This is a genomic window from Baekduia sp. Peel2402, from assembly GCF_052567285.1.
In genome coordinates this window covers 4,070,909-4,088,913 of the sequence record NZ_CP199582.1, presented here as the reverse complement: position 1 = coordinate 4,088,913, position 18,005 = coordinate 4,070,909, and the positions used below count along the sequence as shown (strand labels likewise).

The following is an 18,005-nucleotide window of genomic DNA, read 5'->3' as shown; positions in this document are numbered from 1 at the left end:
CCGCGGGGTGGGGAAGCAGGAGGAGCATCAGGGGATCACCAGACGTTGGGCGCCTGCACGAGCGGCGGGCGCGGGAGGGGGCGGACGGTCGGGAGGGCGAACTGATGGTCGCCGGCGATGGGCTGGTGCTGCGGCTTGGGGAGGAGCGAGACGACCATGAAGGCAAGCCTCCCAGCGCGCGGGTTGCCCGCCCACCGTGCTCCCTCGTCAACGCCGTGTGCGGGCTGCCCCACCGTGCCCGTACGGTCGCCGACGCGTCACCCCGCGGGCGACCGCCCGTGGATGTACGGCAGCCTCCGGGTAGACCGGCGGCATGCCCTCCGACAACCCCGTCCCACCGGCGCCCAAGCTCCCCGAGATCAAGCCTGAGGCGACCGACGACATCCTCGCCGCAGCGCCCTCGCCCGAGGAGATCGTCAAGTCGGCCGAACCCGCCGAGGACGTCATCGCCGCCCAGCCCGGTGTCGACGAGCTCCTCGGCCGCAACCGCGACGACTCGCCCGCTAGCTCGCCGTCGGCTCCGTCACCGCCGCCGCCCCTGCCGGACGACGCCGCGTGACCAACCCGAACACCGCGTAGTCCGCGCCCGACGCGAACGGCCAGCGCCACGTGCGTGTCATCGCGACCTCCGCGCCCGCCCGCCGCGTGGCCACCCACGGATCGCACCCGTACGGCAACGAGCCCTGCTGCGCGAGCGCCAGCGCCTCCTGCGGCGCCAGTCCGAGCAGCCGCTCGATCGAGAACGGCTGCTCGTGCCCCTCCCACCATCCGAGCAGGTCGTGCAGCACGACGACCGCGCCGCCCTCCCGCGTCGCCGCCCACGCCCGCGCCACCACCGCATCCGTCACCCGCTGCCCGTGCCGCAACAACACCGCGTCGATCGCCTTGCCGCCCATCGTCCCCTTGAGCGCCGGGTAGAGCAGCTGCGTCAGCACGAGATCCAGGACGACGACGTCGTAGGGCCCGTCGCCGAGCGAAGCGGCCGCGTGGGGCGCAGCGGCCGCGCCGGACGAAGCCTCCGCCCCGCGCCGTGCCGCAGCGATCACCGCGTCCGCTTCGCCGGCGGTCGCATCGCCCTCCAGAACGCGCACGCGGCGGCGAGCGATGCCGCGCACCCGGGCGCGAGCGGCGGTCGCCGCGGTGGCGTCGAGGTCGATCAGGTCCACCTGGCTCGCGCGACGCGCGAGGCGGCCTAGCGGGAGGTCGTCGCCGTTGCCCGCACCGACGACCGCCACGCGAGCCCCGTCGGCCACGACGCTGTCGAGCAACGCCCAGGCCTCGGCGCGCACCTCGCGCCAGCGGCGACGACGCGCGCCCGTCGACTTCGCGTTGTTATTGGCATTGGCGAGCGCCGCGGGCGAGGGGTTCATGCGTGATGGTGGTGATGCTCCATCACCACGGCGTGGCCCTTGCCCTGCGCGATCAGCCAGCGGTTGACCGGGAACGCCGCCCAGAAGGCGATGAACAACGCGATGGCCAGCGGACCCCAGAACAGCAGGTCGCCCAGGCCCGCGCCCATCGCGCCCGGCCAGATGACGATCGTCAGCGTGTCGAGCAGCTCCATCGTCGCGATGCTCAACGTGTCTGACGCGAAGGCCAGCGGCAGCGCGGCCCTCAGCCCCATCCCTGAGCGCAGCAGCGGCAGCATCGTCAACCCGTAGCCGAACACGAACGCCAAGCCGATCGACAACGCGATCGAGACGCCGTCGCCCAGTCCAAAAGCCGTTGCGATGACCAACCCCAGGACCTCGCCCAATGCGCAGCCGGTCAGGCAGTGCAGGGTGGCCGAGATGGCGGTGCGATTCAGCGTCTGGTCCTGGTTGTGCACGCGCCAGCAGGGTACGTCCCGTGTCGCATGGACCGCACCCACGCCTTCGGGTCCTCCACCCCGTTCTCCCTGGGCGTCGAGGAGGAGCTGTTCCTCGTCGATCCCGCGACCGGCGCGCAGATCGACGCCTCGCTGGCCGTCCTGGAGCGCGTCGGGCCGGTCGACGGCACCGTCGAGCGTGAGCTGCACGCCTGCCAAGTCGAGCTGATTACCGACGTCTGCTCGACCGCCGACGAGGCCGCGGACGCGCTACGCCGCCTGCGCGCCGCGGTCGTCGCGACCGGCGCCGGGATCCTCGGCGCCGGCATGCACCCGGCGGCGCTGCCCGGCGCGATCGAGATCACCGACAAGGACCGTTACGCCCACATCCGCCACTTGCTCGGCGACGCGGTCGCCGACCCCACCGGCGGCCTTCATGTCCATGTTGGGATGCCGGATCCGGAGACCGCGATCAAGTGCTTCAACGCGCTCCGACGCCACCTGCCGCTCCTCCAGGCGCTGGGCGCGAACTCCCCGTTTCGCTACGGCCGCGACACCGGCCTGGCCTCCGCGCGCGAGGTCACGATGCGCGGCTGGCCGCGGTCGGGCGTCCCGCGCGCGATGCGCGACTTCGAGGACTTCTGCGCGTCGAGCGAGCTGCTCTGTCGAGCCGCCGACGTCGAGGACTACACCTGGTTCTGGTGGAAGCTGCGCCCGCACCCGCGCCTGGGCACGGTCGAGATCCGGGCGCTCGACGCCCAGACCTCGCTCGAGGACCTCGCCGCGCTCGTCGCGCTCACGCACTGCCTGGCCCGCCACGCGGCGACTGCACCCGACGAGCCCGACCCCGCGCCCGAACTGCTCGATGAGGCTGCCTTCCGCGCCGCACGCTTCGGGACCGCGGCCGAGCTGCCCGGCCGCGACGGCAGCCACCGCCCAGTCGCGCTGATCCTCGCCGACGTGCTCGCGACCGTCGCGCCGCACGCGCGGGAGCTCGGATGTGAGGACGCCCTCGACGCCACCCGGCGCCTGGTCGAGCACGGCGGCGGCGCCGGAGCGCAGCGCTCCGCGCACGCGATCGGCGGCCTGGGCGCGATGCTGCGCGACGGCGTCGCCCGGACGCGCGACACCTAGCGCCGACGAGCGCTTTCGCGCCAGTTCGTTGTCCGCTCAACGCTCCTGCGCCACAAGTGGAACTTGCGTGATCCATCTCACCGTCAAGCGCACGGGTGCGACGGTCGATGGATTCCCAGGCGCTATGTCCCCCGTCGCCCCCGATCTCCCCGCTCTCCCCAAGCGCTGGCCGTGGCTCCTGCTCGGCCTGGCCATCGGCGTGCTCGCGCTGTCGGTGCTCGGCGTCCTGCACCAGCGGGAGGAGACCGCGCGCCGGGCAGAAGGGCAGGCGACGCTGTTCGCCAGCGAGCTGCGCGACGCCGTACGCGAGATCACGATCTTCGGCAACACGGTCCGGGAGTCCGAGCTGCGCCGGGCGCTGCGACCAGTGATCGCCTCGACCGCGGCGACGTCGAGCGCGCGCCTGGCACGGCTGGAGGCGACGCTCGGCACCGACCCGCGCATCGACGACCTGCGCCGCCAACTGGCCGCGATCCAGCGCACCGCGGCCTCCAACCCGGATCCGGTGATCTACGGCGAGCGGCTGACCACCGCCGCGAACCGGACGGCGCGGACCGCCGACGCGATCGCTCGCAGCGAGCGCAACCGCGCGAGGTTGATCGCCCGCGAGACGATGGCCGGCGGCGCGATCGCCGTCCTGGCCGCGATGGGCCTGATCGCGTTCGTCCTCCAGCACGCCCATCGGCTACTTGCCGCCGCCGGCCGTCGCCAGGCCGAGCAGCTGCAAGACCTCGCCGACCGCGATCCGCTGACCGGCCTGAACAACCGCCGCCGGCTGTCGCAGGATCTCGCGCGGCTGGCCGGATCGGTGACCGAGGACGCGCCCGTCCAGGTGCTGATCTGTGACCTCGACGGTTTCAAGACGCTCAACGACACGCTCGGCCACGACGCGGGCGACGAGCTGCTGGTCGCCTTCGGCCGCCGCGTCGACGTCGCGGTCGGCAACGCCGGCACGGTCTACCGACTCGGCGGCGATGAGTTCTGCGTGCTCTCGGACCCGGGCGTCGACGTCGCGCCGCTCGTCCGCGAGGCCGTCGCCGGCACCGGCAACGCGCGCGACCCGGTCCGCGGCTCCGCCGGTCTCGCGCTCTGGCCGACCGAGGCACCGACCGCCCGCGAGGCGATGCGCCTGGCCGACGAGCGCATGTACGCCGCCAAAGACGCGCGCCGCGCCGCGGCGTAGGGACCGCGCGGCGGCTGGCGCGGCTAGTGCAGCTGCGCCGCCACGCGCGCCAGGAACGCCGCCGCCTCGCGCGGCGTGACGATCCGGGCGTCAGCGGAGAGCGTGAGCGCGCCGTCGGCGATCGCCAAGGCAGCAGCGTGACCAGGCTGGATGATCGGCGTCCAGGACGTGACGCCGATGACACGCGCGACCGTGAACGTCGAGCCGCTCTGCGCCGCGCCGGGCAGGGTGCCCGCCGCGATCTGCTCGGTCGCCGAGGCCAGCTCGCCGGCGATCGCGTCGGCGTCCTTGCCGTCGGCGTCGACGACGACCGGCACGGCGCCGTCCAGGACGACGCCGACGTTCGCGCGGGTGTAGTGCTGGAACTTGGCGTCGACGTAGGCGCCGTTGACCGACGCGTGCTCGCGCAGCGCGCGGCCGACGGCGGCGACGACCGCGGCGAGGTCGACGTCGCGCAGGTCGAAGGCGACCGACACGCCGAAGTCGGGGATCGTCGCCTTCGCCTCGGCGACGCGGCGCGCCTGGCTGCGCTGCGCGGCGGTCGGCTCGATCGGCTCCAGCGCGCCCTTAGCGCCGGAGGGCGCGACAGCGCCGGTCGTCTCAGAAGCGCTCATTCGCTCTCCTCGAAGTAGTCGGGGTGGACCTCGCGGATGTGCGGGACGCTGGAGAGCACCATCCGCAGGTGGTGGCGCAGCGTCGCCTCGGCGTGGTCGGGGTCGCGGTCGGCGACGGCGGCGACGACCTGGCGGTGCTCGGCGACCATCTCGCCGAGGTAGCCCGGCTCGGGCAGCGACAGCCGCCGCACCCGATCCAGATGCCCGTTCGCGCGCCGCGAGAGCTGCCAGGCGATCTCGCGCCCGCTCAGCTCGCATAGCCGCCGGTGCAGCGCGTCGTCTAGACGGTCGAACGCGTCCGCGTCGCCGGCCTCCTGCGCGCGGTCCTGCGCGACGAGGTTGGCCTGCAGCTCGGCGAGGTCCTCGTCCCGCGCGCGCTCGGTCGCCAGCCGGATCGCCGCGCACTCAAGAGCCTCGCGCACGAACGCCGCGTCCTCCACGGCCTCAGTCGAGATCAGCGTGACGAACGTCCCGAGCTGCGGCACGATCGCGACCAGCCGCTCGTCGCGCAGCCGCACGAGCGCCTCGCGCACCGGCGTCCGGCTGACGCCCAAGCGCTCGGCCAGCTCGTTCTCGCTCAACCGCCGGCCCGGCGCCAGCTCGGCACTAACGATCGCCTCGCGCAACGCGAGGTAGACCTGATCACGCGCCGAGACCCCCGACGCGCGCTCGCCGAGGGCGATCCGCATGGCAGGAGGTATATCGCGGGCGCTTAGGCCGGAGCGGTTCCGGGGCGCGGGACCGGCGCGCGCCGGGCGGCAGGACGCGGCTCCGCAACCGCCTCGCCGGCTTCGTCCTGCGCCTCCAGCGCCCGCTGGGCGTCCGCGATCCGGCCGATGACCGCATCACGCTGGGCGCGCAGCTCGGCGGCGGAGAGCAGGCGGGCGCCGCGAGGCTTCCAGTCCTCGCCGCCGCCGGGCAGACGCTCGGGGAGGCGGGACTCGAGGTCGACCAGGACGCGGTCCAGGACGGCCAGCTCGTCGCGCAGCGCGCGGCGCTCGACGACCTCGCCGTCGCCCCGCTCCTCGCCCGCGGCGGCGCCGGTGACGTAGAGCGCGGCCGCCAGCTCGCGCGGCGCGATGCCCGCCGCGCGGGCCCGGGCGGCGGTGTCGTCGACCAGCGCCCGCTGCTCCGCCGCGCCGGAGGCGGCGTCTGCCGCGACGTAGGTTCCGGCGCCGTGGCGCGTCTCCAAGACGCCGTCGGCCTCGAGCTTGGCGACCGCGGCCCGCAGCGTGTTGTGGCTGACGCCGAGCTCCTCGGCGACCTCGCGCAGGCCTGGCAGCCGCTCGCCGGGACGCAGGCGCCCCGCGGCGACAGCGGCGCGGATCGTCCAATCGAGCTGAACGCCGATCGGAACCTCGCCGCCCTGGTCGAGCGCGATCCCCACGCTCGCGGTCCACGTCTTCCGCATTGGAAAGGTCAAGAGTATCCGTCGGTCGGGCAGTTGCCCAGAGTGCCATCACACTGGTACTCTCGCGCCGCGATGCAGCTGCTCGACGAAGTCGGCGACCTGATGATCTTGACCGGGCGAACGCTGCTCTCCGCTCTGCTGCCGCCGTACACCTACGGCGGCGAGTTCACCGTGCAGTTCCTGTTCGCGATCCGGCTCTGCTGGCTGCCGCTGCTGCTCACGTCGGTGTGCGTCAACTACGCGGGACCAGGTCTGGAGGGTGGCAACTTCGCGTCGATCCTCGGCGCGCTCGACCGCCTCGGCGGCTTCTACAGCCTGGCGGCGATCCGCGAGCTCGCGCCGTTTGCGTGCATGATCATCGTGTCGGGCGTCGCCGGCACGGCGATCACCGCCGACCTCGGCGCGCGCAAGATCCGCGAGGAGCTCGACGCGCTCCAAGTGCTGGGTGTCGATCCGGTCAAGAACCTCGTCGTCCCGCGCTTCCTGGCCCTGATGATCGCCACCGCGCTCTTCGACATCTTCGCGATCGGGGCCGGGGTCGTCGGCGGCATGATCGCCTCGCTCAGCTTCCACGCGCCGCTCGGCCCGTTCTTCGCCGCTTTCTGGGCCAGCGGCTCAGCGACCGAGGTCTGGGGCTCGCTGCTGAAGTGCACGATCTTCGGCGCCGTGACGGCCATCGTCTGCTGCTACAAGGGCATGACCGCGTCCGGAGGCGCCGAAGGGGTGGGACGGGCCGTGAACCAGGCGGTCGTGATCGGCCTGCTGGCCAACGGCGCCGTTAACTACGTCTTCACCCAGCTGCTGCTCGCCACCCATCCCGAGCTTTCACAGCTTCGCTGAGCGCTCCGTTCCCACCCGAACGGGCGGTGGTCGGTGACATGAACTCACCAGTGTCTGTACGTTCGCCCGTCTATGGGTGGGCTGTTGAGTGAAATCGGCGACATGATGATCTTGACCGGCAAGACGCTGGTCTCGGCCATCCGACCGCCGTACACGTACGGAAACGAGTTCGCGATCCAGTTCATGTTCGCGATCAAGCTCTGCTGGCTGCCGCTGGTGATCACATCGGTGTGCGTCAACTACGCGGTGCCGGGCGTGCAGGGCGGTGGGTTCCTGCAGATCCTCGGCTCGTTTGACCGCCTCGGCGGCTTCTACAGCCTCGCCGACATCCGCGAGTTCGCGCCGCTGGTCTGCTCGATCATCGTCGCGGGCGTCGCCGGCACAGCGATCACCGCCGATCTCGGCGCGCGCAAGATCCGCGAGGAGCTCGACGCGTTGCAGGTCCTCGGCGTCGACCCCGTCAAGAACCTCGTCGTCCCGCGCTTCCTCGCCCTGATGATCGCCACCGCGCTGTTTGACATCTTCGCGATCGCGACCGGGATCGTGGGCGGCGTGCTCGCCACGCTGCTGCACCACTCGCAGGTCGGCCCGTTCTTCGCCACCTTCTGGGCCAACGGCTCGACGACCGACGTCTGGGGCTCGCTGGTCAAGTGCACGCTCTTCGGCGCGATCACCGCGATCGTCTGCTGCTACAAGGGCATGACGACCTCGGGCGGCGCCGAGGGCGTCGGCCGCGCGGTCAACCAGGCGGTCGTGATCTGCCTGCTGGCGGTCGGCGCGTTCAACTACGTGTTCACGCAGACGCTGCTGGCGACGCACCCCGACATGATGACCTTGAAGTAGCGCGCCCGCGCTACCAGGAGCGCGTCAGCCCGCCGTCCACGAGCAGCGACTGCCCGGTGACGTAGCTGGCGCGGTCTGACGCCAGGAAGACCGCGGCCGCCGCGATCTCCTCGACCGTCCCGAGCCGCCCCGCCGGCACCTCGGTGCGCGCCGCCTCCTGAGCCGCCTCGGCGCTGCCGCTGTTGCCGACGATCCGGTCCGTCAGGATCCGGCCCGGTAGCACGGCGTTGAACGTCACGCCGTCGCCCGCGGTCTCACGCGCGAGGTGCTTGAAGGCCGCCAGCAGCCCGGGGCGATGGGCGTTTGAGAGTTGCAGGCCGGGCAGCGGCTCGATCGCCGCGCTGGACGAGACGGCCACGACGCGGCCCCACCCGCGCTTGCGCATGCTCGGCAGGACGCGCTCGAGGATCTTCATCGGCGACAGGATCAGCGTTCGGTGCGCGGCCGCCCACTGCTCCTCGGTGAAGCTCAAAGGGTCCGCCGCGACCGGCGGCCCGCCGGTGTTCGCCACGTAGATCTCGACCGGTCCGAGATCGCGTTCGACCGCGCGCACGAGCCCGTCGACCGCGCCGAGGTCGTCGCTGTCGAAGACATAGGCCTTGCCGCCTCCGCCCAGACCCGCCGCAACCGCTGCACCGGCGTCCGCGCTGCGTGACGTCACCGCCACCCGCGCGCCCTCCGCGGCCAGCGCCTCGGCGATCCCGCGGCCGATCCCGCGCGAGGCGCCGGTCACCAGCGCGACGCGGCCGTTGCACCCAAGGTCCATGACAACAACCCTAGGCCGCTGCCCGGACCAGGGCGGCCAGGCCGTTGACCAGCGAGGGCCGGCCGTCGGCGTCGGCGCCCGCTCCCTCGCCGACGTCGCCCAAGGCGAGCCGCCGCAGCTCAAAGCCGTCGACCAGCGCGATCAGCGCCGGCACCAGTGGCTCGGGATCCGCCACGCCCAGGCCCTCCAACACGCGTCGCGCCGCCTCGTCGTAGGCCGAGTAGGCCTGGGCCGCCACGGCCTCCAATGACGGGTCGCGACACGCCTGGAGGTACAGCTCGGTCTGAGCGAGCACCGCGCGCCGATCGGCGCCCTCGACGATCGCCTGGACCGCCGCCGCCAGCGGGTCGAGCTCCGCGGGTTCCCCCGCCAGCGCGGCGAGCCGCTCGGTCTCGGCGACCACGAAGCGCATCAGCGTCTCGCGCAGCAGCTCGGTCTGCGACGGGAAGTGATAGGACAACGATCCCGGTGAGACGCCCGCCCGCGCAGCCACCGCGCGGTTGGTCACGCCGCCGACCCCCTGCTCGCCGATCAGCTCGAGCGTCGCGTCCAGGACGCGGTCGCGCGCGCCGCGGCCCGCCGCGGTCACCCGCCGCGGGCCCCAGCGACGTATGGCGGCCGCCGCTCTGCCCAGCGCTCGACGCCTTCGAGCTGCGCCGCCAGCCCGATCAGCCGCGCCTCGGTCCCCTCCGGCCCGAGCAGCTGCGCGCCGACCGGCAGCCCTTCCGGCGTCAGCCCGGCCGGGACGTTGACGCCCGGCCACCCGAGCACGTTCCACGGCCAGGCGTACGGGCACGCGCCGACGATCACCTTGTCGGTCGCCCAGCCGCCGAGCCCGTCGATCGACCCGATCGGCAAGGGCGGCTGCGCGGTCGTCGGCGCCAGGATCACGTCGACCCGCTCGAAGATCCGGCCCACGCGCGTCCGGAACGGCTTCTCCAGCGCGCGCGCCGCGGCCAGCAGCGGCCCGCCGACCCAGCGCCCCAGCGCGACGTTGTGCCGCGTGCGCTCGTCCAGCAGCTCGACGTCTGGCACGCGCCGCGACCAATCGCGCAGCCCGACCATGGACCGCGGGATGAACGACGCGCCGATCAGCCCGTAGCGCGGGTCGGCCTCGACGACGTCGTGACCAAGGCCTTCAAGGACGCCTGCGAGCCGCGTCACCGACTCCCGCACGCGCGCGTCCAGCTCGGCGGGCGCGCCGCTGAACGGGATCCGAAACGACAGCGCGATCCGCAGCCGCCCCGGCTCGGCGCGCCGCGCCATCTCCGCGAACGGCTGCTCCGGCGGCAGCGGCACGTGGCGGTCACCCGTGTGCGCGCCGCTGACCGCGTCAAGCAGCAGCGCCGCGTCCTCCACCGTCCGCGCCAGCGGCCCGATGCAGGTGAGGCCCTGGAACGCCTCGGGGTCGGGCATCGTCGAGATCCGCCCGCGCTGGGGCTTGATCCCGACCAGGTGCGTCCACGCCGCCGGGATCCGGACCGAGCCGGCGCCGTCGGAGCCCATCGCCGCCGGGACGAGCCCAGCCGCGACCGCTGCGGCGCTACCGCCCGACGACCCGCCGGGCGTGTGGTTCAGCGACCACGGGTTGCGCGTCTGGCCGAACGCCGGCCCCTCGGTGATCGGCCACTGCCCGAACTCCGGCGACGTCGTCTTGCCGACGATCACCGCGCCGGCCGCGCGCAGCCGCCGCGCGACCTCGCCGTCGGCGGTCTTGCCGGGGAACGTCCCCTCGCAGCCGAACGCGGTCGCCTCGCCCGCCAGGTCCATGTCGTCCTTGATCGCCAGCGGCACGCCGAGCAGCGGCGCGGTGGGTGGGTGGGAGCCGTCTCGTCGGCGGCGGTCGGCATCAGCGGCCTGCTCGCGCGCCGACGCGGCGCAGATGATCCGGAACGCGTTGAGGTCTCCCTGGGCCGCTTCAACACGCTCCAGCGCCGCCTCGACCAGCTCGGCTGACGAAGCCTCACCGGTTGCGATGAGCGCCGCCTGGGCGCGCAGCCCAGCGAACGCGAGGCCCTCCGGCGGGGCGGGCTTGGTGGTCATGCACGCGAGGCTACGCGGCCCCGCGCCGTTCCGGAAGCTCCTGGTCGTCGTCCCTAGCCAGCCGACTGGCCTTCTCGCGCGAGGTCAGCCAGGCGTGGAAGACCTCGGCGCGCGCGGCGCGCAGCTGCGCGGTGACCAGCTCGGAGAGGATCGCGCCGTGGTCGCCGGGGCGGTCGTCGGCAGGCGGAGGGTCGGTGGAGGACGGGTCGGGCACGGGTCCACCACCGATACCGCGAGCGCCAAGACCGAAACCACCACGCGTCCGCGCGACGCCCAGATACGGCGCGGCGCCGCAGGCCTCCGGGACCGCGACGACCTCCTCGAGCTAGCGGAGCACGCGAGCGGCGATGCCGGCGATGGTCTGCTCGCCGTAGCCCTGCGATGGCTCGCCGCTCGTGAAGACCGCCAGCGCGATGCGGCGGTCGCCCTTCTCCAGCAGCGCGACCTGGTGGGTGATCGCCGTCCGCCAGCCGCCCTTGAAGAAGACCTTCAGGTCGTGGCGGACCGCGACCGGCGGGATGCCCCAGCGCTGGTAGCCGACGATCGACGACAGCAGCTTGCGCGCGAAACGGCGATGGGTCGCGGGCACGAGCTTGTCGATGCGGTAGAAGAACCGCGCCTGGTCGGCCGCGGTCAGCCGCGCGCTGGCCCACCAGCCGACGTCGCGGAAGTACCTCATGTTGGCCGCCTGCGCGACGCGGTATAGGCCGGACGCGCCGACCTTCCGGTAGACCGCGCTGGCCGCGTCGTTATCCGACACGGTGATCATCGCCGTCAGCGTCTTGGCCGTGCCACCGTCGAGGTGGCCCTTGCCGATCGAGCGCAGCACCGACACCATCAACATCGCCTTGACGACGCTCGCCGACGGGAACTGCACGGTGCGGTTCAGGCCGCGCAGGCGGCCCTGGCCGTCGAGCACCGCGAAGGCGACGGTGCCGGCGCGCGAGCGCGCGTAACGCTGCGCGGCGCGAATGCCCTTGGCGGTCACCAGCGGCGGCGTGCTCGACGCCTTGGCCTTCATCTTGGCCGCCGACGCGTCGACCGCCGCGGTCCCGCGGTCGATCGATGCGGCCTGCGCCATCGCGACCGGCACCGCCACCGAATGCGCCGGGCCGCCCGGCGCACGCACGGCCACGACGACCAGCGCGACGGCGGCAGCGGTCAGCAGGACGAGGCGAAGCTTCGACGGCGGCAAGGCGACAACTTCAGCGGACGCGTCTAAGAACGGCATGAGCCTTCCCGCAACAACTGAGAAGGACGCGCCTAGACCGCCGGTCCAGTCCGGCGCTGGGACTCCGCGCCAGCGGCCGCGCCTCAGCCGTCGGCGGTGACCGCGTCCAGCAGCTCAGCGAAGCGCTCGCGCGCCGCCGCGCGCCGCGTCGGCACGTGCTCGGAGGGCACCGGCGGCTCGCCGGCCGGCGGCGCGTAGCCGCGCAGGATTTGCCGCGCGACCGACTGGCGGTGCACCTCGTCGGGCCCATCGTAGATCCGCGCCGCGCGGGCGTAGCGGTACATCGCCTCCAGCGGCAGGTCGGTCGAGTAGCCGAGCGACCCGTGGGCCTGAAGCGCGCGGTCGATCACGTCGTGCAGGACCGTCGCGCCGAAGTACTTGATCATCGAGATGTCGGTGCGCGCGGCCGCGACGCCCTGGGTGTCCATCACCCACGCCGCGTGCAAGGTCATCAACCTGGCCGCCTGCATCTGCGCGGCGCTGTCGGCGATCCAGTTCTGCACGGTCTGGTGCTGGCCGAGAACCTTGCCGTGTGCCTCGCGGTAGGTCGCCCGCTCGCAGAGCATGTCGAACGCGCGCGCCGCCACGCCCAGCCAGCGCATGCAGTGGTGGATGCGCCCCGGGTAGAGCCGCTGCTGGGCGATCAGGAAGCCCTCGCCCTCGCCGCCCAGCCGCTGCGCCGCCGGGATCCGCACGTCCTCGTAGACGATCTCCGCATGGCCGCCGAGCTGCCCGAAGGCCTCCCACGGATGCTCCATCGTCGGCACGTCGCGCAGGATGTTCACGCCGGGCGCGTCGGCCTCGACCAGGAACATCGTCGCGCGCTGATGCGGCCGCGCGTCGGGGTCGGTGACCGCCATGACGATCAGGAAGTCGGCGATCGATGCGTTGGAGGAGAACCACTTGCGCCCGCTCAAGATGTAGTCGTCGCCGTCACGGACGGCGCGCGTCTTCAAGGTGGTGGGGTCGCTGCCCGCGGTGTCGGGCTCGGTCATCGAGAACGCCGACTTGAGGTCCCCGGCCAGCAGCGGCTCGAGGTAGCGCTCCTTCTGCTCCGGCGTGCCGGCCAGCGCGAGGATCTCACTGTTGCCGGAGTCCGGCGCCTGGCAGCCGAACGCGTTGGGCGCGTAGGGGCTGGTGCCGAGCACCTCGTGCAACAGCCCCAACTTGACCTGCCCGTAGCCCTGGCCGCCGAGCTCCGGGTCGAGGTGCGCCGCCCACAGGCCTTGGCGACGCACCTGCTCCTGCAGCGGGACGTAGGCGCGGTCGAGCGCGTCCTGCGAGAGCTCTCCGGCCACCGTCTCCAGCGGCCAGATCTCCTCCCGCACGAACGCGCGCGCCCACTCCAGCTTCGCTTCGTAGTCGGGATCGGTCGAGAAGTCCCAGGCCATGCGGCCGAGACTACTCCGGCCCAGCGCCCGACCGCGGCAGCGGCGCGCGCCCGGCCGGCTGCGGCGGGCGCTCGCGGTCCGGCGCGGGCGGGATCGCGCGGCGCACGGTCGTCCCGGCCTCCAGCACGACCTCGTCGCCGAAGTGCGAGACCTTGGCGCGCTTGCCGGCCTCCAGCGCGTAGGACGCGCCGTCGCCATCGACCTCGACGAACACGCGGCAGCCGGCGACCGTGATCCGGAACGCCAGGCGCCCGACGCCCGGCGGCAGCCGCGGCGCGAAGCTCAGCTTGCCGTCGTAGTCGCGGAAGCCACCAAAGCCTGCCACCAGCGCCAGCCACGACCCGGCCAGCGACGCGATGTGCAGCCCGTCGCGCGTGTTGTGCTCCAGGTCGTGGAGGTCCATGAACGCGGCCTCGCCGAGGTAGTCATAGGCCAAGTCGAGGTGGCCTGTCTCGGCGGCGATGATCGCCTGGACGGCCGCGCTGAGCGACGAGTCGCGGACGGTCAGCGGCTCGTAGTAGCGGAACGCCCGCAGCTTCTGCTCGTCGGTGAAGCGATCGCCGCAGGTGTAGAGCGCCATCACCAGGTCGGCCTGCTTGATCACCTGCATGCGGTACAGCGAGAAGTAGGGGTAGTTGAGCAGCAACGGGTACTTCTCGGGCGGCGTGTCGTCAAACGGCCACTTGTCCAGGTGCGTGAAGCCCTCGGCCTGCATGTGGACGTCGAGGATCCCGTCGTAGGGCACGTGCATGGCCTCGGCCGCCGCGCGCCAGGCGCCGACCTCGTCCGGATGCACGCCCAGCGCACGGGCCTCCTCGGCGTGGCGGTCGACCGCGTCGGCCGCACCAAGCAGGTTGGACCGCGCCATCAGGTTGGTGTAGGCGTTGTCGTCCTGTAGCGCCGAGTACTCGTCCGGCCCGGTGACGCCCGGCAGCCGGAAGCGGCCCTTGCGGTCGTGGTGGCCGAGCGACGTCCACAGCCGCGCGGTCTCGACCAGCAGCGGCAGGCCGACCTCGCGCGCGAAGTCCGGGTCCTGGACGGCGTGCTGGTAGCGCATCACCGCGCCGGCAATGTCGGCGCCGAGGTGCATCGCCGCGGTGCCCGCCGGCCAGTAGCCCGAGCACTCGCGCCCGGCGATCGTCCGCCACGGGAACGCGGCGCCGCCAAGGCCTAGTTGTTGCGCGCGCTCCTGGGCGAGGTGCAGCGTGGCGTGGCGCCAGCGCAGCGCGTCGCCGGCCGCGTCCGGAGCGGTGTAGGTGAGGACCGGCAACACGTATGCCTCGGTGTCCCAGAACGCGTGGCCGTCATAGCCCGAGCCGGTCAGGCCCTTGGCGGGGATCGCGCGGCGCTCGGCGCGCGCGCCCGCCTGCAAGACGTGGAACAGCGCGAAGCGCACGGCCTGCTGGAGCTCGGGGTCGCCGTCGACCTCGACGTCGGCGCGCTCCCAGAACGCATCGAGGTAGGCGCGCTGGTCGGCGCACAGCCCTTCCCAGCCGGTGTGCTTGGCCTCGGCCAGCGAACCGCGCGCCTGCGCGCGCAGCGACGGCAGCGAGCGGTGCGAGGACCAGCCGTAGGCGATGTACTTGAGAACTCCTAGGGTGCCGCCGCCGGGGACGTCGGCGGCGACGATCACGCGCCCCGCGTCGCGATCGGCCTCGACGGTCGTCTTGCAGTTCTCCGGGCCTTCGATCTCGTGGTCCATCGTCGCGCACAGGCGGTGGCCGGAGCGCTCGAGGCGATGGACGAGCGAGACGCGCAGATCGTCGTGGTAGGACTCCTCGGCCTTCAACGGTGCGGTCAGCGAGGCCGCCGCGCGCGGGTCCGGATGATCACCATGCGGCTGGCCGTTCTCGTTGGCCACCAACTCGGACTGCACGACCAGGCGCGCGCCGTCGCCGAGCGTCTCGACCTCGTAGAGGATCGCCGCCGCGCCGCGCTGGGTCAGCGAGACCAGACGCGTGGAGGTGATCTTGACCTCGGCGCCCGCGGGCGAGCGCCAGTGCACGGCGCGGCGCAGGACGCCGCCGCGGAAGTCCAGCACGCGCTCGTGGTGCAGCAGCTCGCCGTAGCGGACGTCGAACAGCTCGTCGTCGACGTGCAAGCGCATCAACTTGCCGTCGGTGACGTTGACCACCGTCTCGCCCGCCTCGGGGTTGCCGTAGGCCGACTCGGCGTAGGGCAGTGGGCGGATCTCGTGCAGGCCGTTGAGGTAGGTGCCGGCCAAGCCGGCGGGCTCGCCCTCGTCGAGGTTGCCGCGCATCCCGATGTGGCCGTTGGACAGCGCGAAGACCGACTCGGTCTGCGCCAGCGTCTCGAGGTCGAGGGCCGTCTCCCGGATCGCCCAGGGATCGACGGAGTAGTTGGTGTGCTCGATCACGAGGCGGTCAGGTCGCTCAGGTCCTTGACCACGACGGTAGCGCCGTGTTGCGACAACGCGTCTGCCTGGCCGACGCGATCCACGCCGACGACGAACCCGAACGCGCCCGCCCGCCCCGCCTCGACGCCGGCCAGCGCATCCTCGAAGACCGCGGCCGCGGCCGGCTCGACGCCGAGCCGACGCGCGCCCTCCAGGAACGTGTCGGGCGCGGGCTTGCCCTTCAGGCCGTCCTCGGCGACCGCATGACCATCGACCACGGTGTCGAAGAGATCGAGGATCCCGACGGACTCCAGGACCGGCTTGGCGTTGGCGCTGGAGGAGACGACCGCGAGCTTCAGGCCCGCCTCCTTCGCGCGCCGCACATAGTCCACCGACCCCTCGTAGACCTCGACGCCATCGCGCTCGATGACCTGCTGGACGAGGTCGTTCTTCTGGTCGCCGAGCCGCTTGACCAGCGCGTCGTCGGCGTCGATGCCCCGCGACTTCAGGAAGTCCCGCACGCCGTCCTCGCGCGGCTTGCCGTCGACGTACTCGTCGTAGTCGTGATGGAGATCGAACGGCGTGAAGTCGTCGCCGTCGCGCTCCTTCAGGTAGCCGTCGAACATCTCCTTCCACGCCTTCGCGTGGACCGTCGCGGTCTTGGTCAGCACGCCGTCGAGGTCGAAGAGGTAGGCCGTGATGGCATCCGGGAGTCCGAGCACGCATCAAGGCCTACCCCATCGCGGCGCGAAAACCTAGGCGATCGCGCCAACCTCGAGCGGAAGGCCGGCCGCCGACCAGTCGTCCTTGCCCTCGGCGTACTTGCGCACGTCGGTGTAGCCGCGGGAGATCAGCTGCGCCTGCACGATCGCCGAGTTCCGGCACGCCGTGTTGGAGCAGTACGTCACGATCGCGGTGTCCTTGTCGGGCAGCAGCGCGTCGGCGAGCGCCTCGACCTCGGTGTGCGGGAGGTTGATCGCGCCGGGCAGGTGGCCCGACTCGTAGTACATGGGGCCGAGGGTCTCCACGACGACGACCGCTCCGGCGTCGATCGCGGCCTGCAGCTCGTCCCGGGTGATGATGGGGTGGTTGCTCATGGCCATCAGGTTGGACTGCGCGACGCGGCGCGTCCAAGACCGCTTGCGTTGGTCGCCATACGCGCCGCGTAGGGGACCTCAGCCCGGGTCCGCGGCGAGGTCCTGCGCGACGGCGGCGGCGATCTCGACGGCGCGCTCGATCGTGGCGTAGTGCAGGCGATCGGGCGTGTCGGTGGGCAGGTGGTAGTCGGTCAGGCACTTGGTCACCGGGTCCCACGAGCACAGCGTCGCCGTGGGGAACCCGGCCTTGCTGGTGACGACCCCGTCGGTGCTCGAACGGGCCCGGCAGCCGCGCCGCAGCTCGCCCGAGGTCCGCTGCGCGGCGACGGCGATCAGGTCGCGGAAGCCGGGGTCCGGGTAGTCGTGGACGCGCAGCAGCGTGCCCTCACCCTCGAGCATGATCAGCTCCGGCGAGCCGATCGTGTCGAGGTTCAGCACCCAGGTCCGCGACGGGTCCAGCGACCGCAGGTGGTCGTGGGCGAAGGCGTAGATGCCGCCCTGCAGGACCTCCTCGGCGCCGCAGCTGGCCAGCAGGACGCGGACCGGCAGGTCGCGCCGCTGGGCGAGGGCGACCAGTGCGGCGCAACCCGACAGGTTGTCGTTGGCGCCGGGGACGATCCGGTCGCGGGCGATGTCGGCGCCCAGCGCGCCCGTGGTCGCCAGCGCGCCTAGCCCGGCGCGGGTGATCCCCCGACGGCCGGTGAGCGCGCCGAGGGCGATGAGCAGCGGCGCGCCGATGATCGGCCACCACAGCGGCGCGCTGGTGTCGGCCCCCTCGACCAGGCCGGGGAACCGGCGCGCGATCCACTGCTGCGGGCGCTGGGTGAACACGAGGCCGGTCGGCGCTGCGTCGTGGTGGGCGAGCACGACGAGCGTCCGCTCGGCCTGCGGATCCCCGGCCACGGCCACGACGTTGGTCGTCGCTTGCGGGCGCGTCGCGACCCGGCGCCAGAGCCGCCGGCCGTTTCCGACGTCGTCGGCGATGAGCGCGCCGCACAGCGCCGCGGCCATGGCGGCGCCCGGGGCGCGGCCGCGGCGGAGGGCGACCGCCCCGGCCACCGCGGCGATGGCGTTCAGCGGCAGCAGGACCTTGGCGTAGCCCGGGCGGAAGGAGACGTCCTCGACGCGCACGTCGTGCGCGCCCGCGGCACGGAGGTGCCCGGCCAGCCGCCGCGCGCCCTCCCGCTCGCCTTCGGACCCGGCGCCGCGGCTCAGGGTCGCCAGGTCCTCGATGACCGTGCGCAGCGTCCGCTCAACGGCTTTCGTCTCTTCACCGATCACCGGCGCAT

Annotated in this window: 21 protein-coding genes; 5 read left to right on the top strand and 16 right to left on the bottom strand. The window is 72.8% G+C overall.

Translation table 11 applies throughout. The annotated features are described in order from the left end of the window. Positions 1 to 35 precede the first annotated feature (35 nt). Positions 36 to 158, bottom strand: coding sequence for a hypothetical protein (locus tag ACT01A_RS19960; RefSeq protein WP_445148852.1), 123 nt, complete (start codon positions 156 to 158; stop codon positions 36 to 38). A 155-nt stretch (positions 159 to 313) separates the two neighbouring features. Here ACT01A_RS19960 and ACT01A_RS19955 point away from each other — a divergent pair, with 155 nt between their 5' ends. After that, on the top strand, positions 314 to 559 hold the full coding sequence (locus ACT01A_RS19955) for a hypothetical protein (RefSeq protein WP_445148851.1): 246 nt from the start codon (positions 314 to 316) through the stop codon (positions 557 to 559). Here ACT01A_RS19955 and ACT01A_RS19950 read toward each other — a convergent pair. Together ACT01A_RS19950 and ACT01A_RS19945 are read right to left on the bottom strand one after the other, a co-directional pair. Next, positions 504 to 1,370 carry a hypothetical protein gene (locus ACT01A_RS19950; RefSeq protein ID WP_445148850.1) on the bottom strand — a complete coding sequence of 289 codons (867 nt, stop codon included), beginning with the start codon at positions 1,368 to 1,370 and terminating at the stop codon, positions 504 to 506. The genes ACT01A_RS19955 and ACT01A_RS19950 overlap by 56 nt on opposite strands. Beyond that, complete coding sequence (locus ACT01A_RS19945; RefSeq protein ID WP_445148849.1) at positions 1,367 to 1,828, bottom strand: DUF4396 domain-containing protein; 462 nt, start codon at positions 1,826 to 1,828, stop codon at positions 1,367 to 1,369. Before ACT01A_RS19945 ends, ACT01A_RS19950 begins: the two co-directional genes overlap by 4 nt. A gap of 27 nt (positions 1,829 to 1,855) precedes the next feature. Between ACT01A_RS19945 and ACT01A_RS19940 the strand changes: the two genes are divergently transcribed. Next, the gene (locus tag ACT01A_RS19940) at positions 1,856 to 2,941 is read left to right on the top strand and encodes a carboxylate-amine ligase (RefSeq protein WP_445148848.1); all 1,086 of its coding nucleotides are present in this window, start codon (positions 1,856 to 1,858) and stop codon (positions 2,939 to 2,941) included. A gap of 124 nt (positions 2,942 to 3,065) precedes the next feature. Next, a complete protein-coding gene (locus tag ACT01A_RS19935) occupies positions 3,066 to 4,124 on the top strand; it encodes a GGDEF domain-containing protein (RefSeq protein WP_445148847.1) in 1,059 nt (352 codons plus the stop codon). Between the two features lie 23 nt (positions 4,125 to 4,147). Here ACT01A_RS19935 and ACT01A_RS19930 read toward each other — a convergent pair whose 3' ends face one another. Genes ACT01A_RS19930 through ACT01A_RS19920 form a run of 3 tightly spaced genes read right to left on the bottom strand, consistent with a single transcriptional unit; the run spans position 4,148 to position 6,149 of the window. Continuing rightward, positions 4,148 to 4,738, bottom strand: coding sequence for a 2-oxo acid dehydrogenase subunit E2 (locus tag ACT01A_RS19930; RefSeq protein ID WP_445148846.1), 591 nt, complete (start codon positions 4,736 to 4,738; stop codon positions 4,148 to 4,150). Further along, entirely contained in the window at positions 4,735 to 5,427 is a 693-nt protein-coding gene (locus tag ACT01A_RS19925; RefSeq protein WP_445148845.1) for a GntR family transcriptional regulator, read from the bottom strand. The genes ACT01A_RS19930 and ACT01A_RS19925 overlap by 4 nt, the downstream gene beginning before the upstream one ends. 23 nt (positions 5,428 to 5,450) lie before the next feature. Further along, the gene (locus ACT01A_RS19920) at positions 5,451 to 6,149 is read right to left on the bottom strand and encodes a GntR family transcriptional regulator (protein ID WP_445148844.1); all 699 of its coding nucleotides are present in this window, start codon (positions 6,147 to 6,149) and stop codon (positions 5,451 to 5,453) included. A gap of 72 nt (positions 6,150 to 6,221) precedes the next feature. Here ACT01A_RS19920 and ACT01A_RS19915 point away from each other — a divergent pair, with 72 nt between their 5' ends. Together ACT01A_RS19915 and ACT01A_RS19910 are read left to right on the top strand one after the other, a co-directional pair. Beyond that, positions 6,222 to 6,989: an MlaE family ABC transporter permease gene (locus tag ACT01A_RS19915; RefSeq protein WP_445148843.1), complete on the top strand. Its 768-nt coding sequence runs from the start codon at positions 6,222 to 6,224 to the stop codon at positions 6,987 to 6,989. An 84-nt stretch (positions 6,990 to 7,073) separates the two neighbouring features. Continuing rightward, complete coding sequence (locus ACT01A_RS19910; RefSeq protein ID WP_445148842.1) at positions 7,074 to 7,832, top strand: MlaE family ABC transporter permease; 759 nt, start codon at positions 7,074 to 7,076, stop codon at positions 7,830 to 7,832. Positions 7,833 to 7,842: 10 nt separating this feature from the next. Here ACT01A_RS19910 and ACT01A_RS19905 read toward each other — a convergent pair whose 3' ends face one another. The 10 genes from ACT01A_RS19905 to ACT01A_RS19860 all read right to left on the bottom strand — a co-directional run bounded on the left by ACT01A_RS19905 (position 7,843) and on the right by ACT01A_RS19860 (position 17,997). Next, positions 7,843 to 8,598, bottom strand: coding sequence for an SDR family oxidoreductase (locus tag ACT01A_RS19905; RefSeq protein ID WP_445148841.1), 756 nt, complete (start codon positions 8,596 to 8,598; stop codon positions 7,843 to 7,845). A 10-nt stretch (positions 8,599 to 8,608) separates the two neighbouring features. Beyond that, on the bottom strand, positions 8,609 to 9,187 hold the full coding sequence (locus ACT01A_RS19900; RefSeq protein ID WP_445148840.1) for a TetR/AcrR family transcriptional regulator: 579 nt from the start codon (positions 9,185 to 9,187) through the stop codon (positions 8,609 to 8,611). After that, positions 9,184 to 10,641: an amidase gene (locus ACT01A_RS19895; RefSeq protein WP_445148839.1), complete on the bottom strand. Its 1,458-nt coding sequence runs from the start codon at positions 10,639 to 10,641 to the stop codon at positions 9,184 to 9,186. The genes ACT01A_RS19900 and ACT01A_RS19895 overlap by 4 nt, the downstream gene beginning before the upstream one ends. A 10-nt stretch (positions 10,642 to 10,651) precedes the next feature. Next, positions 10,652 to 10,855 (bottom strand): hypothetical protein, encoded by a 204-nt coding sequence (locus ACT01A_RS19890; protein ID WP_445148838.1) that lies wholly within the window; start codon positions 10,853 to 10,855, stop codon positions 10,652 to 10,654. Positions 10,856 to 10,966: 111 nt separating this feature from the next. After that, positions 10,967 to 11,872 carry a serine hydrolase gene (locus tag ACT01A_RS19885; RefSeq protein ID WP_445148837.1) on the bottom strand — a complete coding sequence of 302 codons (906 nt, stop codon included), beginning with the start codon at positions 11,870 to 11,872 and terminating at the stop codon, positions 10,967 to 10,969. Between the two features lie 83 nt (positions 11,873 to 11,955). Next, positions 11,956 to 13,263, bottom strand: a complete 1,308-nt coding sequence (locus ACT01A_RS19880) for an acyl-CoA dehydrogenase family protein (RefSeq protein WP_445148836.1) — start codon at positions 13,261 to 13,263, stop codon at positions 11,956 to 11,958. A gap of 10 nt (positions 13,264 to 13,273) precedes the next feature. Then, entirely contained in the window at positions 13,274 to 15,640 is a 2,367-nt protein-coding gene (locus ACT01A_RS19875) for a glycoside hydrolase family 65 protein (RefSeq protein ID WP_445148835.1), read from the bottom strand. Next, positions 15,637 to 16,341, bottom strand: coding sequence for an HAD family hydrolase (locus ACT01A_RS19870; RefSeq protein WP_445148834.1), 705 nt, complete (start codon positions 16,339 to 16,341; stop codon positions 15,637 to 15,639). The genes ACT01A_RS19875 and ACT01A_RS19870 overlap by 4 nt, the downstream gene beginning before the upstream one ends. A 33-nt stretch (positions 16,342 to 16,374) precedes the next feature. Beyond that, a complete protein-coding gene (locus tag ACT01A_RS19865; protein WP_445148833.1) occupies positions 16,375 to 16,716 on the bottom strand; it encodes a rhodanese-like domain-containing protein in 342 nt (113 codons plus the stop codon). 78 nt (positions 16,717 to 16,794) lie between these two features. Next, positions 16,795 to 17,997, bottom strand: a complete 1,203-nt coding sequence (locus tag ACT01A_RS19860; RefSeq protein ID WP_445148832.1) for a M28 family peptidase — start codon at positions 17,995 to 17,997, stop codon at positions 16,795 to 16,797. Positions 17,998 to 18,005: the final 8 nt, after the last annotated feature.